A 13,363-nucleotide genomic window follows, 5' to 3' on the forward strand; every position below is an offset into this window, starting at 1 on the left:
GATTATTTCTTGTATTTTACAACAACAAAAAAACAACAAATATAAATCCCTTGATTTACATTTAGATACAGAGTTAGACTGAAAGTATTAAAAAACTCGAAGGATTTTCTGTCTGCAACTTGTGGGTTTAGGTCCTTTGAATAAGCTGTTAGGCATCAGGAGGTAAAATGCAGAAATCTGATCAAGTGACTTTGTATTTTTTGTCTAACTTAGAGAAATTCCGGATCTTTGTCGAGCTATCAGAACGGCATTGGTCTGAAGAATTAATTAAGTACAACGAATCTGATATAGAAAGCAATGAGTCCGTTTGTTGGGATAGGTACAAGTATCGCAATGATTTAGGCGCGCACTTTCAAAAAGTTTTTCCTCAATACCAGAAACAATCATTTTTGCTCATGTTAGTATCGCTTTTTGAAGACTACCTTAACCAGCTGTGCCACAGCTTTCATTTCGAAAAAGGTTTAAATTGTAATTTAAAAGACTATAGCGGTTTAGGTATTGAGCGAGCAAAAAACTATCTGCGTAAAATAGCCAAAATTGAGGTTCCTACTGGCACTGTCTCTTGGAGCAAAGTCGTCGAAGCAAGAGATATAAGGAATATCATTGCTCACAATGCTGGACACTTAGACGAGGATCTGCATAGTAAGCAACTTAAAATTGTTGCCAAAAGTCTAAATTTAAATTCGCATCAATTTGCTAGAGTCCACCTTGAAGTTACACAAGTGTATGTCTTTGAAATTATTGAAGCTATGACTAATGTGGGTAACGAGCTGTGGCGTAACACGACGAAAAATGCCTAACAAACGCTTCAAGAGGGACAGCCAACGCGTGGCATTTTTATTATGCGTTGGTTTTAGTGGTTACGGTGTTATGCGGAAAGTTAGTAGTAGCGTTGGCTGCCCCTTAAGCGGGCGTTATACGTTTCTAGAGTTTGGTGTAAATTAAATGTCTGATGATGCAATACAACTTGCTACTAAGTTACTTGAAAGCGATGAAGATTATCTAGACAATGTCATCGGACTTTGGCGTATTGGCAATAGAAAATATGAACAATGCTGGGACACAGAATTTCACGTTTTTGGTGTAATTGAGTCGGACACGGATCATTTGCCATTGAAACATGTTAGAGCTAATTGCTCTTCTGAGTTTCTTGCTAAATCAGATAAAGAATTAGCTGAAATTATTGAGCACTATAAAGCTGAAGTAGTAAGTGCCTGTAATAAAATAGTTAGCAGTAAAAACGTATAACAAGCTGTTAAACAAGGACAAAAAACAGTTGGTTTTGCTCCTTCGTCGCTAATTTTAACCAACTATTTTTTGCCTGTTAACAGGGCGTTAGGTGTTTATCGAGTATGGCAGGTGCAGTTATACTAATTCTTGCAGGACAATTATTAATCCTTGGATATTCTATGTTTATTGCAGGTGGTAAAGGTACTATTCATAAAATCCACGCTGGTTGTGTTATAGGTTTATCTGCTTCAATACCAGTGACAATGATTGTATTGTTTCCTGCTATTCATGCTCTTTACGTTATACAAATAGGCATAACAGGATTGACGTTTTTTATTCTTTATAAATACTATGGAAGAAAAAACACCTAACAAGTCAATTCAGTAGGACAAAAAACAGTTGGTTTTGCTCCTGCGTCGCTAATTTTAACCAACTATTTTTTGCCTCTGATTGAGGCGTTATGTTGCATATGGATATCGTCGAGAGAGTCAAAAAAATTAGCTTCGGAATAGTCTTATTAGCATTAGTGATAATGTTATTTTTACTTTTCGGAGATGTTGAATATTACGGGCTTTTAAGTGTTTATGTTTTTCTCACTTTATGGAGCTTAGATAAAGTGTATTTGTGGTATTTCAACTTTGATTTTGGCATTGCTAATCAGCTCAAGATTAAAAAAGATGCGCCTAAAGCAATAAGGTTGTTTGGACTAACATTCGTACTTTTCGTCTTATTCATAGCCATTACCGGTTTATTGCAGCAAACTGCAACATAACAAGAAATTAAACAGGGACAAATGATAGTTGGTTTTTGCTCCTGCGTCGCCATTTTAACCAACTATCATTTGCCCATTAAATGGGCGTTAGGAAGCCAGTGAAGTAATGGAGCTACATTTAATCTATACAGAAACCAATGTTGTGTTGTCAAAAAAACATTATGATGATTGGATGCAAATTCAAAAAGAGTACCCTGATTACAAGGCATCATTAGGGCCTTGGAGTTTGGATGAAATGATTGACTTCCTCAATGAGGAATATAGCAATCTTGTTCCAATAGCCGATATACAAGTAAACGAATTTTACGTTGGTGACAACATTACAAAGGAGCTGTCATGGTCGTAAGACAAGGCATTCCTAACAAGCCAAGTCAGCGGGAATTTTACTCGCTGAAAAACACTCATAAAATCCCCTGCTTGGGGCGTTAGCTGTAAGTCATACTCGGAGTTTATATGTCTATTCAAGAAGTTGATGTTACATTGGAAGAGTTACAGTCATTAGATCAAGATGAAATTCTAAGATTATGTAAACGACCCGTGTATTATGAATTGGAATCTGCTTTTGGGAGCATTGAAGGCTCCGAAGCTGCAAAGTTGTTGTCTGCAACTTGCTCTATGCATTTAAAGCCTGAAAATCCGAAAGCTCCTTTTTCACCAAAGTTTATTATGCAAGACCGAAGAGGGCTTATTGCAAATGATTTTTCTAAAGAGTCTTTGAACTCTCTTTCTCAGTTTTGTTCGTTTGTAACAATACCTGAATTAAAGGCTAGATTAGCGGATATTTCTTGGGTTACAAAAGCTGGAAGTGTTGAACATGCACATATGGCAATAGAGTCATATATTGAATCAGCAAAGCATTTATTAGCTGTAGCTGATTCATGGGTTCATCCTGCAGAACGAATTGAACGAGCCTTAAGATTAAGTTGCATGTTTCGTCGGGATTCGCAACGACCTGATTTGTTTGAAAAATTATCAGGCTTTATTTCATCAGAAATAAACAATAAAAAATTAGATGATTCGCCTTTTTATGCTTTACGTTTATTGAAACTATCGCATGAATGCGGTGTAGGTGATGATGACTGGATTCTTAATACAGCGGAAGAAATAGCTCAAACTCGTTTTGAACTAGGCGACACGAGAACAGCGATAAGTGGGTGGGAATGTGCCTTGAACTCGGCAATTTCAACACGAAATAAAATTAAACAGCAAGAAATTTGGAGAGAAATAGCTGCTTGCCACGTTAAAGATTCTGAATTACAAGATGGTGGGTTGATAGCCGCTAACTGCATACTTAGGGCAATCGATGCTTTGTCGAAAGTTCCTAATACGAGACAAGAAAGACTTGAGCTATATGAGACTATGAGAGATCATCAAGTTGAATCCCTGCATCAACTTCATGAGTTTTCAACTCCACCTCAAGACATTAGCGAAATTGTTCATCAATCCAAAATTGAAGTTCAAGGTAAAGATTTTTTCGATATGCTTTTTAGACTCGGTGTTTTGGTTTCAAGACCTACAGATATTAATAGGCTTAAAGAACAAGCTATTGAACAAATGCAAAATAGTTTTGCATGGATGTTTGGCGGAACGCATATAGATCATGAAGGTATCACCGTTGCTACAGTTCCATCTGGAATGGGTCTTGATGATAAACAAGACGGGCCTGCTACTTGGTCCACTATGATGAAAAATATCGGAATTGATCATCAACTTGCAGTACAAGGGCAAATACGACCTGCTCTAGATGAGCTAATGATACAGCATCATGTTTCAGAGTATGCCTTAGAGAGGATTTTAAAAAATAATCCGTTCATACCTTATGGGCATGAACACTTCTATATAAAGGGTATTACATTTGGCCTTGAAGGTGATTTTCTTAGTGCATGTCACATTCTAATTCCACAGGTTGAGAATTCACTTAGGTATGTTGCGCGGACTCAAGGGGAGGAACCAACAACATTACATGGTGACGGTTCTCAAGAAAGAAGTGGCCTTAAATTTCTATTAGATCATCCTGCTATTATTGAAGCTTTAGGGCAAGATATTGTTGGTAATCTACAGGCTATATTAATAGATAAGATATATGGGGATTTGAGAAATCAAATGTCACATGGGTACATGCCAGCAGGCCATTTTTATGGCATTGCGCCTGTCTTTCTTTGGTGGCTAGTTTTACATATTGTAATGTTGCCTTTAGGTAGCCACTGGAAGCAACACTACAAACCAGAAAATACAGCTAACAAGGCACTTAAACGGAACTAAAACAGTGGGTTACATTTCGCTTCGCTACACATTATAACCCACAATTTTAGTCCGCTTAGTGCGGCGTTATATGCCAGTCATAAAAAGGAGTATTTATGCCTAATTGGTTCATCGAATTCTTTTGTGTTTTAGCTTTATCTAAAAAAACACAGTGGGCATTAATACTTGGTGTGGTTTTTCACTTAGCTATTACCTTATTAGGCGAACATATGGTTGCCAACTTTGAGCTTCAAGGTTCAATGAAAGCACTAGAAGAGGTGTTTGCAAATAAATTTCTTCGTAAATATGACAAAATAGCATTGTTGGCTTTAGTTTCGTTTTGGGTATTGGCTATCAATTTTTATGTAAAAGATAAAAATCGGCTTGTCTAAAAGGCATATAACAAGAACTTCAAACGGAACAAAAACAGTTGGTTAGGTTCCGCTTCGCTTCACATTTTAACCAACAATTTTTGTCCGCTTAAGTGGGCGTTATGTTTCAGGAGAGTCATGGCTGCTTGGCAATTTTCAGTAGTATTAATCCCAGCTTCTTGGGCTGAGGAAAATAGCTATAGCTCATCTGCACTTTATGATGAGGAGGGCTACGATACCGAGTGCGCTTGGAAAAGTAGGCAGCCCGCTTCAGAGTTTAAAACTGTGCTGAGTGAGGTTCTTCCTTCATCAAAATCTTGGAGCGCAAAATTACTGACCTGGGGTAATGAGAAAGAGCATGATATTCAAGTTTGGTTCGAGAGCGAAACAATCGATGGTATACACATTCGGTTAGACCTAAATCAGAATCTAAACGAAATCATTATAAAAGTAGTTAAAGCGGCCAAAACTCTCAGCTGTGTTCTGTTCTTTCCGGAGTTTAGGTCAGTCGTTGAGGCTAATGAGTTTGAGCTAAAAAATGGCATTAAAAAGTCTAATGCGGCTAAGTTCGTAACTAACCCGCAAGAGTTTCTAAATGAAATCAGTAAAAAAACATAACAAAAACAGTCAAGGCGACGCCAAGAAACGGCGCGCTTGCTGTTGGCGTTAGGGGCTTTCGCATGGCAAATAGGGAATATATGAGACTATTATTTATTATCGTACTTTCATTCGGCTTGTTCGGGTGCATGAATCCAGCTGCTACTGGACCTTTGTTCACAGGTTTAATGCCAAGTAATCAAGATAAAGCACTGATCTACTTTTACCGGCCACTAGAACATGATGGAGGTACGGTTTGCTTGAAAGTCTTATTAAACGACATCGAAAAAGGATGCCTTGGTACAACAGGGTTTCTCGGATTCCATGCGAAGGCTGGCGAATACCATATTAAAATAAAGCCAGATGCTTTTCCGGTGCACACACTTTTAGAATTCGACGTGGCGATTTCCCCCAATGATAAGCGTCTTTTTAAAATCACTATCGCAAATTCAAGAGACGTCCCAAAAGATAACAGCGCTTCAAGATATACAGCTGGAGGAACTTGGTTTATAAAGGAATTGCCTTTTAGGTTTGCTGAACAAGAACTTTCTAATTTAAATGAGTCAATTGGCCCCTAACAAACCAATTATTCCGACCTCAACTCGCTGCGCTCGTTTCGGCGGCATATTGGGGCGTTAGAGCTACAAGGAAATTATGAGTAAATTTAAACTATTTTTTGTTCTTTTAATTTTAGGGCTTACTGGCTGTGTTAATCCTCATGTTAAACCTAAATTATCAGCTACGGAATTAACTAATGGCGGCATCGCTTATTTTTCAACTGCTTCAATTGAAGAGTGTACTGTACATAGTGTTTATTTGGCTCTTAAAAAAGAATCTGATGAACAAATATTAAATTTAGCTAAATCGCAGTTTTTTGTAACCAATCGATATGTAGAAAAAGACTTCCCAGAATCGAGAGGCTTGTTTCAAATTGTATCATTGCCTGCCGGATCATATGATTTTTGGTTCGAGCAAAGGCATCCAATGTTAGATGTAGATTATGAAGAAGTTTTATCTCCATTTAAAATTGAAAAAGGTGAAGTAAAATATCTCGGTGAAATACGAGTAGATGGTTGTCTCGATATAGCAGTAAACATCGGAGATCAATATGATAGAGATACAAGTAAACTCAGGTCGCTTTATCCTGATATAGGTCAATTAAAACCATCAAAAGAGCTCATAAAACTCAAGGAGTAATGTAGCTCTAACAAGCTGTTAAACAAGGACAAAAAACAGTTGGTTTTTGCTCCTTCGTCGCTTATTTTAACCAACTATTTTATTGCCTGTTAACAGGGCGTTATATGCACTTGGGCTTCTGATGAATCAGTACTCTGTTGTTAAAATTAAGTCTTTGAATAAAAACTTTAAATATAATGAAGGTAGCTTTGGATCAAGATCTCCTCGTGTTGGTGACATTGCAACAATCGTTGAGGTTTACGACAGTGCATTTGATCTGGAGTGTAGTGACGAAAATGGTTTTACTCTCTGGTTAGAGATATTTGAACCAAGTGACGCTGAATTGGAGTTGGTGTGCATATAACAAGTCAATTATGTTCGCCCAACAAGTTGGGCTGGGACGCGCAAACAGCGCGCGGGCCATATTGTAGCGTTATACGAAGACAGGTTATGGATATTTCTGAATATTACAAAAAGGCTCAAAATATAGAGGCAAGAATTGATGGCGGGATTCCGTCCTTGCGTGCTGCGCTTAATTACGATTCAGATAGTGATCACCCATCATCATGGGTTCCAAAAGTACAGGATGCCTTAATTCAGTTTTTCAAAGAACACCCAAAACACGAGTTGGCCGATGAGATATTGGGACTACACAGTCAAGGAGCTATAATGGAGGTTCGGTCTGACTCTAGCCTTCCAATATGGGTTGTCTATATTTGTCTTGCTGTTGGTTTATTTTTGGGGTGGATGATTTGGGCGTAGTATCGTATAACAAACGCAGTCTGTCGGAACGCCTTTTCGTTCCTTCGTCACTACAAGGCGTCCGCAGCTGCGGGCGTTAGGGTTTTCTCAATGTTCAAGCGTATACCGAAACAATGGAGTGAATATCGGCGACGAAATTGGATAGCCTTAGCCTATTTAATATTTGGTCTTCCGCTCAACTTTGCGATTGCCGCAATTCTAAGTAATTTTATAAGTTCGGCAATCGTTGCTGTTTTAGCTTTTTTACTTTGGGTGTTTTTCTTAGGTAGATTTGCTTTCAAAATTACTCGTTTTCCATGTCCTCGCTGTTCCTTACCGTTTATCGCAAATCAAAATGTTTCATTTGTTAAAAAACGATGTTGTAATAACTGCGGGCTTGGGTTGTATGAAAAGCCCTAACAAGTCGTGAAAGCAGGACAAAAAACAGTTGGCTTTTGCTCCTCCGTCGCTTATTTTAGCCAACAATTTTTTGCCTCTTAACGAGGCGTTAGGGATACATGATAAAGATTGCACTCAACGTTACCATTTCACTTTACTTTCTTGTGTGGCTTTTCATATTTTCCACCGGAGGAGGAACCTATTCTGATTCTAATAAGGAAAGTATCGAGCAGAGTATTCGCTATTATCATAGTATTCGTGATGATTTAAACTTAATGGTAAATTACGTAAACGAATTTAAAGCTGATAAAGCTTTATTTCCTAGCGAATCAGAGCTAATTGGTTGGGTAGAAGCAAACCAACAAATTGAGAACTATGTGAAAAATTTTCACATAGAGTTCTTTCTGGGTGATTACCCATCTCATGTAGTAGATGAGCTTGGATTTCCAGATGAAAATTCATATGTTATTTCGTTGTGGACTGGAGATCAGCATTTATACTATGCATCATGGCTAGAATTAAACAGCGCAGATGTCTCAGTGGAAGAATTTGGTATTGCTCGCTCAAATTCAGGTATACACGTTTTATTTTCTTTATTGTTGCTTCTTGTACTTAATCTATATATACGCAAAACAGAGAAAAGTATGCCTAACAAGAGAATAAATAGTGATTCTCTTTAGTTTGTCATTTTTAGTTGCAAACAGCGCAATAAAACTGCCAAACTAGCTCACACATTATTCAGGCGTTTAGTGCTAAAAAATATGAGTGCTATCGAATATACAAATGATGGATTCAGGCTGTCTCTTGAGCCACTAGAGATTGAGGGGCGAACTAGTTCTATTGCATTTTCTATTGAAATAGAACTTAAAACCAAACCGGATGACAACCCTCTTTCCCAAAGCATGAAATTTAACTATCCTCATGTCTGGATTGAAACGGATGAACTTGATCGGTTTGAGAAAGAATTAAGTCAGATTCAAGAAGCAACACTTAGAGATATGAGTGATTATGTCTTATTTGCAGTACGTGGGTCGGATGCATCCACAGAATTAGAAATAAATCCTAGAGATGAGCGCATGTCGTCAAGCGCAGCAAATATCAACTCCATATTGTTGTTGGCTCCACGGGTCAAGAAGGGGCTGGCTAATACATTTAAAGAGTATCCCAAATGGTGGTGAAAGCACTTATCAAAAGGCTGCACCTGACATTTTTTGCTACGCTCAATTGTGTATGTCGCGTAGCTCAATTTTACACAATTGCTCAACGCTAAAACTGCAGGTGAGCTTGGCGTTAGCACTCAAGGATAGAACTGTGAATTTTTTAAGCTTGGATTCCATTATTGATACCTCACTCAACGATGATTTGTATCTACGAGATGGTTCCTGGAAAATTGTTAAAGGCTTAAATTCAGAAACTGAACAATGGTTAGATTTAGCTGCATTTACAAAAGTATTTACTGACACTCCTGAATTTAAAAATGCTGAATCAGTTTGGGCTTTCGAGATTTTCGAGCGGATTTATCATAAGTTAGGAGAACCCAAGCGTTTGAGTGATTCTTTCCAATTCACTATTGAGTCATTTTTTGAATTTCAGAAATCTACAGAAATACTAGAGTTGTATCTTGTCCCTCAAAATTTAACTTGGGTTTTTTATGCCAATAGAGATAATTGGAAATATGCAATTAAGTGCTAACAAAAATATCATGGTGGGAATTTTACTCGCTGAAAAAGCGCTCCTAAAATCCCCATATGTTAAACGTTATGTGCCTAGGTTGAGTATGAGAGTATTTATAGTTGTTTTTGCTGCGATGATATCCAGTTTTGCTCACTCAAACTCTGAGTTAGATGCCGAAAATGAGGGAGAGGCAGTTGGAATAATATATGGCTACATTAAAAAAGTAGATGTTATAAAGTTCATGTGCGAACGGAAAGCACCTGAAAAAGGAGCGCTACTTTCAGAAGCTATTGATAAATGGAAGACTCTAAATAGTTCTGCGGTTGCTAATTTAACTGACGGGCTAGATAGAACTCCAATAGATATGCGTGAACAGCTATTTGAAATGGCAAAGCAAGTTTCAAGAAATAAGATCATTCTATTTAACAAAATGAGTCAGTCCGAAAAAGAAAATACTTGTGCCTCATTAGCTGAACATTTGAATTCTGATTCTTACAAAAATGAGTACCCAATTGCCTATAAGCTCATGAGTGAATAGGTACATAACAAGCTCCTTAAACATCGCGGCCTGCGGCCGCTGGACTCGCAATAAGTTGCTCGCCGTTTAGGCGTGCGTTCAGGCTGTAGAATTACTCTTTTTAGGAACTGGTTCTACACATTTTACTTGATTGTTTTTTAACCTTGAGCCGAGTTGGTTACTGTGATCTGATAGATATTATTCACCCACGGTAAATTGTTATGGCTCTTTCGTTGGGTAAGGAGTCAAGCCTGACTTATCCTGCCAAAATAAATTCATTCCAATCAATTATGCTGAATAATTTTAGCCTTGCTAATTTATCATCAACCTCCATATCTATAAAACCGTAAGGTGGTTTTTTTATGCCAACACGCTACAAAAAAGGAGATAACAATCTTTCGACAAAAAAACAAACCTAGTCATATTGAGCCTGATGAATGTATCCAAGTTAGAGGTGCACGGGTTCACAACTTAAAAAACATCGATGTTGATTTGCCCCGTAATGCCTTGGTGGTTTTTACTGGTATTTCTGGCTCAGGAAAGTCGTCATTGGCCTTTGGCACTTTGTTTGCGGAATCTCAGCGTCGTTACCTAGATTCTGTTTCGCCTTATGCCCGTCGCTTGATTGATCAAGTAGAGGAGCCAGATGTTGATTCAATTGAAGGGTTACCGCCAGCAGTAGCACTGCAACAGCAGCGAGGAACTCCATCGGTGCGTTCATCTGTTGGTAGTGTTACCACGATTTCTAATGGCTTGCGCATGCTTTATTCCCGTGCAGGGCAATATCCAACAGGTCAAAATATACTTTACGCTGACGCCTTCTCGCCAAATACCCCAGAGGGCGCTTGTGAGCGATGCCATGGTATAGGTCGTGTATTTGAAGTGACAGAGAAGTCGTTGGTACCAGATGACAGCAAGACCATTAGGGAACGCGCTATCGCGGCATGGCCGCCAGCATGGCAAGGGCAAAACTTATTGCGTATTTTGATTGCATTGGGCTATGAAGTTGATACTCCCTGGAAAAAATTGCCGCAAAAAACGCGGGATTGGATCTTGTTTACCGATGAAACCCCTGAAGTGCCGGTTTATCGAGACTACAATATTAGCCAAATACGAGAGGCAATTGATAAAGGGGAAAAGCCCAATTACATGGGGACCTATACAAGCGCCAAGCGTTTTATTTTGCAGTCGTTTGCTACTACGCAAAGCCCGCGTACCAAAAAGCGGATGTCGCAGTTTATGCAGATTTCTCAATGCCCCGAATGTCAGGGAAAAAAACTCAAACAAGCGTCACTGTCGGTTAAATTTGCTGGACTTGATATTGGTGAATTGTCGCAATTGACGCTGACTGAGTTGGCGTTGCGGTTAAAGGATACTGCTAATAGCAAGCCCGACGATAACACCGCTAATCGAGAAAAAGCCATCGTCGCACAGCGTATTGCCAGCGATATTCTTACTCGTGTTGAAGCGCTTACTCGACTTGGTTTGGGTTATTTGTCGCTTGAACGTGGTACGCCCACGTTATCTCCGGGCGAACTACAGCGCCTGCGCCTTGCAACGCAGATCCGCTCTCAATTATTTGGTGTCGTTTACGTATTAGACGAACCCTCAGCCGGTCTGCATCCCGCTGATACTCAAGCATTGCTAGGTGCCTTAGATGAATTAATCGCAGCGGGTAATTCAGTATTTGTGGTAGAGCATGATGTTAGCGTTATTCGCCATGCAGATTGGATTGTTGATGTAGGTCCCAATGCTGGAACCCATGGCGGAGAAATTATTTACAGTGGTCCGCTTGAGGGCTTGCGCGAGGTAACCGAGTCTCACACTGGTCGATTTGTGTTTAGTAAAGATGACAGTGCAGCACATAGACCAAGACAGCCGAATGCTTGGCTCAAATTAGTTCAGGTTAAGCGAAACAACCTGAAGAATATCGACATTGAGTTTCCGCTAGGGCTTATGACTAGCGTTACCGGTGTATCGGGTTCAGGAAAATCGAGTTTAGTCAGTCAGGCGCTGGTGGAGCTTGTGTCTGATGCCCTTGGTCAGCAAAATACCGTCGAGGCACCCAATGATGAGACTGATTTACTTGAGGAAGAATTAGAAATCGCCACCAGCGGTAAAATTGTTGATGGTATACAGCACATCCGACGTTTAGTGACCGTGGATCAGAAAGCTATTGGCCGCACACCACGCTCAAACCTTGCCACTTACACCGGTTTGTTTGATCATGTACGTAAGCTATTCGCCGCCACACCCAAAGCAAAAGCGAGGCGCTATAACGCAGGGCGTTTTTCGTTTAATGTAGCTAAGGGGCGTTGTTCGAATTGTGAAGGTGTAGGATTTGTGAGTGTCGAATTGTTGTTTTTGCCTAGTGTTTATTCGCCTTGTCAGGTATGCCAAGGGCAGCGTTACAATGATGAAACGCTCGATATTACTTATCGAGATAAAAATATCGCTGAAGTGCTTGATTTAAGCGTCGAAACTGCTCGTGAATTTTTTATGGATGAGCCTTTAATAGCGCGCGCTTTGGATGCCTTGTTGCAAGTGGGGCTCGGCTACTTAAGGCTTGGTCAGCCTGCAACCGAATTATCGGGCGGTGAAGCGCAACGGATAAAATTAGCTACTGAGTTGCAACGAGCGCAACGCGGTGACACTTTATATATTCTCGATGAACCCACTAATGGCCTTCATCCCGCAGATGTCGCTATGTTGATGTTGCAATTAAATGGTCTGGTAGACGCAGGTAACACCGTAATCATGGTTGAACACGATATGCAGGTCGCGAGCCGTAGTGACTGGGTCATTGATATTGGTCCTGGTGCGGGCGATGAAGGTGGGAATATTGTTGCTCAAGGACCACCGGCCAATGTCGCTAAGTCAAAGGCCAGCCAAACAGCACCCTTTTTGTCGCCTTAGCATTAGCCTGACTTTAGGTTATCGACGTTTTTCTTTACTTAAGTTGGTGATTAATTGCGATGTTGCGCTGCCCCGTATACCACCATAAATAGGCATGGTGTTTTCGGGGGGCGCTGGACGCGACAGCAAAGTGGGTATTATCAGTCAAAATACCATGGTTGGGGTTAAAACCTAACCAACCTGTACCAGGTAAAAAACCTCTGCCAAGCGTGCAGTTCATCGAAGGGGTTTCCATATCAAAATAGAAATAGCCGCTGACAAAACGCACGGCAATGCCAAAATGGCGCAGCAGATTAATTTGCATCTAAGACAATTCACTACAAGATCCTTTGTTAATTTTAAAGGTTTCATTAGCGGGTAATGGTGGGCTATCTTCGCGATATTCAATACTAAAATCTTGGTGTATCTAGGTGATATAGAGCTTGAACGTCTCACTAAAAATCAGTGATATCTACTCATTTAAAAACGTTGTGTGAGTGATGATATAAAAAGGGATGATTTTTAATCTAAAAGAGCAAGCTTGGTAACACAGTTTTGGTTGCTCAATAAAAGTGGCTGTCTAGTTTGATTTTTATGTTTTCTAAAAGAGTTGACTGAGACTATAACAACTAAAAGATAACCCACACTTACTATACAAAAAAGCTTCTGTACTAGTACAAAAGCTTTTCTTATTAAGATAAATTGAATCGAACTAAGCTGAAAATTCGATAAAGGTTTATCAAGCAAGCT

19 protein-coding genes are annotated in these 13,363 nt (G+C 39.5%); 17 read left to right on the forward strand and 2 right to left on the reverse strand.

What is annotated here, in order from left to right; translation table 11 throughout:
• Nucleotides 1–167: 167 nt before the first annotated feature.
• The 12 genes from H5163_RS13980 (at nt 168) to H5163_RS14040 (ending at nt 7,149) form a co-directional block, all read left to right on the forward strand.
• A complete protein-coding gene (locus H5163_RS13980) occupies nt 168–800 on the forward strand; it encodes a hypothetical protein (protein WP_182735395.1) in 633 nt (210 codons plus the stop codon).
• 145 nt (nt 801–945) lie between these two features.
• Entirely contained in the window at nt 946–1,248 is a 303-nt protein-coding gene (locus H5163_RS13990) for a hypothetical protein (protein ID WP_182735396.1), read from the forward strand.
• A gap of 104 nt (nt 1,249–1,352) precedes the next feature.
• On the forward strand, nt 1,353–1,601 hold the full coding sequence (locus H5163_RS13995) for a hypothetical protein (RefSeq protein ID WP_182735397.1): 249 nt from the start codon (nt 1,353–1,355) through the stop codon (nt 1,599–1,601).
• 98 nt (nt 1,602–1,699) lie between these two features.
• Nucleotides 1,700–2,002: a hypothetical protein gene (locus H5163_RS14000; RefSeq protein ID WP_182735398.1), complete on the forward strand. Its 303-nt coding sequence runs from the start codon at nt 1,700–1,702 to the stop codon at nt 2,000–2,002.
• A gap of 106 nt (nt 2,003–2,108) precedes the next feature.
• Nucleotides 2,109–2,348, forward strand: coding sequence for a hypothetical protein (locus H5163_RS14005; protein WP_068381261.1), 240 nt, complete (start codon nt 2,109–2,111; stop codon nt 2,346–2,348).
• Between the two features lie 107 nt (nt 2,349–2,455).
• Nucleotides 2,456–4,264 carry a DUF4209 domain-containing protein gene (locus H5163_RS14010; RefSeq protein WP_182735399.1) on the forward strand — a complete coding sequence of 603 codons (1,809 nt, stop codon included), beginning with the start codon at nt 2,456–2,458 and terminating at the stop codon, nt 4,262–4,264.
• Nucleotides 4,265–4,359: 95 nt separating this feature from the next.
• Nucleotides 4,360–4,635 carry a hypothetical protein gene (locus H5163_RS14015; protein WP_182735400.1) on the forward strand — a complete coding sequence of 92 codons (276 nt, stop codon included), beginning with the start codon at nt 4,360–4,362 and terminating at the stop codon, nt 4,633–4,635.
• Between the two features lie 117 nt (nt 4,636–4,752).
• On the forward strand, nt 4,753–5,232 hold the full coding sequence (locus H5163_RS14020) for a hypothetical protein (RefSeq protein ID WP_182735401.1): 480 nt from the start codon (nt 4,753–4,755) through the stop codon (nt 5,230–5,232).
• Between the two features lie 62 nt (nt 5,233–5,294).
• Nucleotides 5,295–5,789: a hypothetical protein gene (locus tag H5163_RS14025; protein ID WP_182735402.1), complete on the forward strand. Its 495-nt coding sequence runs from the start codon at nt 5,295–5,297 to the stop codon at nt 5,787–5,789.
• Nucleotides 5,790–5,865: 76 nt separating this feature from the next.
• Entirely contained in the window at nt 5,866–6,408 is a 543-nt protein-coding gene (locus tag H5163_RS14030) for a hypothetical protein (RefSeq protein ID WP_182735403.1), read from the forward strand.
• A 121-nt stretch (nt 6,409–6,529) separates the two neighbouring features.
• A complete protein-coding gene (locus H5163_RS14035) occupies nt 6,530–6,751 on the forward strand; it encodes a hypothetical protein (RefSeq protein WP_041408593.1) in 222 nt (73 codons plus the stop codon).
• 86 nt (nt 6,752–6,837) lie between these two features.
• The gene (locus tag H5163_RS14040) at nt 6,838–7,149 is read left to right on the forward strand and encodes a hypothetical protein (protein ID WP_145242890.1); all 312 of its coding nucleotides are present in this window, start codon (nt 6,838–6,840) and stop codon (nt 7,147–7,149) included.
• Between the two features lie 152 nt (nt 7,150–7,301).
• Here H5163_RS14040 and H5163_RS21365 read toward each other — a convergent pair whose 3' ends face one another.
• Nucleotides 7,302–7,430, reverse strand: a complete 129-nt coding sequence (locus H5163_RS21365; protein ID WP_259395715.1) for a hypothetical protein — start codon at nt 7,428–7,430, stop codon at nt 7,302–7,304.
• Between the two features lie 216 nt (nt 7,431–7,646).
• On the opposite strand from H5163_RS21365, the gene H5163_RS14045 reads away from it, so the two are divergent.
• From H5163_RS14045 to H5163_RS14065, 5 genes are all read left to right on the forward strand, one after another.
• Nucleotides 7,647–8,207 (forward strand): hypothetical protein, encoded by a 561-nt coding sequence (locus tag H5163_RS14045; protein ID WP_182735404.1) that lies wholly within the window; start codon nt 7,647–7,649, stop codon nt 8,205–8,207.
• Between the two features lie 81 nt (nt 8,208–8,288).
• Entirely contained in the window at nt 8,289–8,705 is a 417-nt protein-coding gene (locus H5163_RS14050; protein WP_145241528.1) for a hypothetical protein, read from the forward strand.
• A 133-nt stretch (nt 8,706–8,838) separates the two neighbouring features.
• Nucleotides 8,839–9,219, forward strand: coding sequence for a hypothetical protein (locus H5163_RS14055; protein ID WP_149982881.1), 381 nt, complete (start codon nt 8,839–8,841; stop codon nt 9,217–9,219).
• A complete protein-coding gene (locus H5163_RS14060) occupies nt 9,179–9,739 on the forward strand; it encodes a hypothetical protein (RefSeq protein ID WP_259399823.1) in 561 nt (186 codons plus the stop codon). The genes H5163_RS14055 and H5163_RS14060 overlap by 41 nt, the downstream gene beginning before the upstream one ends.
• A gap of 366 nt (nt 9,740–10,105) precedes the next feature.
• On the forward strand, nt 10,106–12,634 hold the full coding sequence (locus H5163_RS14065) for an excinuclease ABC subunit UvrA (RefSeq protein ID WP_182735422.1): 2,529 nt from the start codon (nt 10,106–10,108) through the stop codon (nt 12,632–12,634).
• A 34-nt stretch (nt 12,635–12,668) separates the two neighbouring features.
• On the opposite strand, the gene H5163_RS14070 is transcribed toward H5163_RS14065, so the two are convergent.
• The gene (locus H5163_RS14070; RefSeq protein WP_145241534.1) at nt 12,669–12,938 is read right to left on the reverse strand and encodes a transglutaminase family protein; all 270 of its coding nucleotides are present in this window, start codon (nt 12,936–12,938) and stop codon (nt 12,669–12,671) included.
• Nucleotides 12,939–13,363 lie beyond the last annotated feature (425 nt).

Source organism: Pseudoalteromonas sp. SG44-8 (assembly GCF_014164125.1).
In the GTDB taxonomy this organism is placed as follows: Bacteria; Pseudomonadota; Gammaproteobacteria; order Enterobacterales; family Alteromonadaceae; genus Pseudoalteromonas; species Pseudoalteromonas rhizosphaerae.

What these genes read in the sequence shown, in the direction of transcription:
- H5163_RS13980 (WP_182735395.1), top strand. Translation starts at nt 168, where the DNA reads ATGCAGAAATCTGATCAAGTGACTTTGTATTTTTTGTCTAACTTAGAG.
- H5163_RS13990 (WP_182735396.1), top strand. Translation starts at nt 946, where the DNA reads ATGTCTGATGATGCAATACAACTTGCTACTAAGTTACTTGAAAGCGAT.
- H5163_RS13995 (WP_182735397.1), top strand. Translation starts at nt 1,353, where the DNA reads ATGGCAGGTGCAGTTATACTAATTCTTGCAGGACAATTATTAATCCTT.
- H5163_RS14000 (WP_182735398.1), top strand. Translation starts at nt 1,700, where the DNA reads ATGGATATCGTCGAGAGAGTCAAAAAAATTAGCTTCGGAATAGTCTTA.
- H5163_RS14005 (WP_068381261.1), top strand. Translation starts at nt 2,109, where the DNA reads ATGGAGCTACATTTAATCTATACAGAAACCAATGTTGTGTTGTCAAAA.
- H5163_RS14010 (WP_182735399.1), top strand. Translation starts at nt 2,456, where the DNA reads ATGTCTATTCAAGAAGTTGATGTTACATTGGAAGAGTTACAGTCATTA.
- H5163_RS14015 (WP_182735400.1), top strand. Translation starts at nt 4,360, where the DNA reads ATGCCTAATTGGTTCATCGAATTCTTTTGTGTTTTAGCTTTATCTAAA.
- H5163_RS14020 (WP_182735401.1), top strand. Translation starts at nt 4,753, where the DNA reads ATGGCTGCTTGGCAATTTTCAGTAGTATTAATCCCAGCTTCTTGGGCT.
- H5163_RS14025 (WP_182735402.1), top strand. Translation starts at nt 5,295, where the DNA reads ATGGCAAATAGGGAATATATGAGACTATTATTTATTATCGTACTTTCA.
- H5163_RS14030 (WP_182735403.1), top strand. Translation starts at nt 5,866, where the DNA reads ATGAGTAAATTTAAACTATTTTTTGTTCTTTTAATTTTAGGGCTTACT.
- H5163_RS14035 (WP_041408593.1), top strand. Translation starts at nt 6,530, where the DNA reads ATGAATCAGTACTCTGTTGTTAAAATTAAGTCTTTGAATAAAAACTTT.
- H5163_RS14040 (WP_145242890.1), top strand. Translation starts at nt 6,838, where the DNA reads ATGGATATTTCTGAATATTACAAAAAGGCTCAAAATATAGAGGCAAGA.
- H5163_RS14045 (WP_182735404.1), top strand. Translation starts at nt 7,647, where the DNA reads ATGATAAAGATTGCACTCAACGTTACCATTTCACTTTACTTTCTTGTG.
- H5163_RS14050 (WP_145241528.1), top strand. Translation starts at nt 8,289, where the DNA reads ATGAGTGCTATCGAATATACAAATGATGGATTCAGGCTGTCTCTTGAG.
- H5163_RS14060 (WP_259399823.1), top strand. Translation starts at nt 9,179, where the DNA reads ATGCCAATAGAGATAATTGGAAATATGCAATTAAGTGCTAACAAAAAT.
- H5163_RS14070 (WP_145241534.1), bottom strand. Translation starts at nt 12,938, where the DNA reads ATGCAAATTAATCTGCTGCGCCATTTTGGCATTGCCGTGCGTTTTGTC.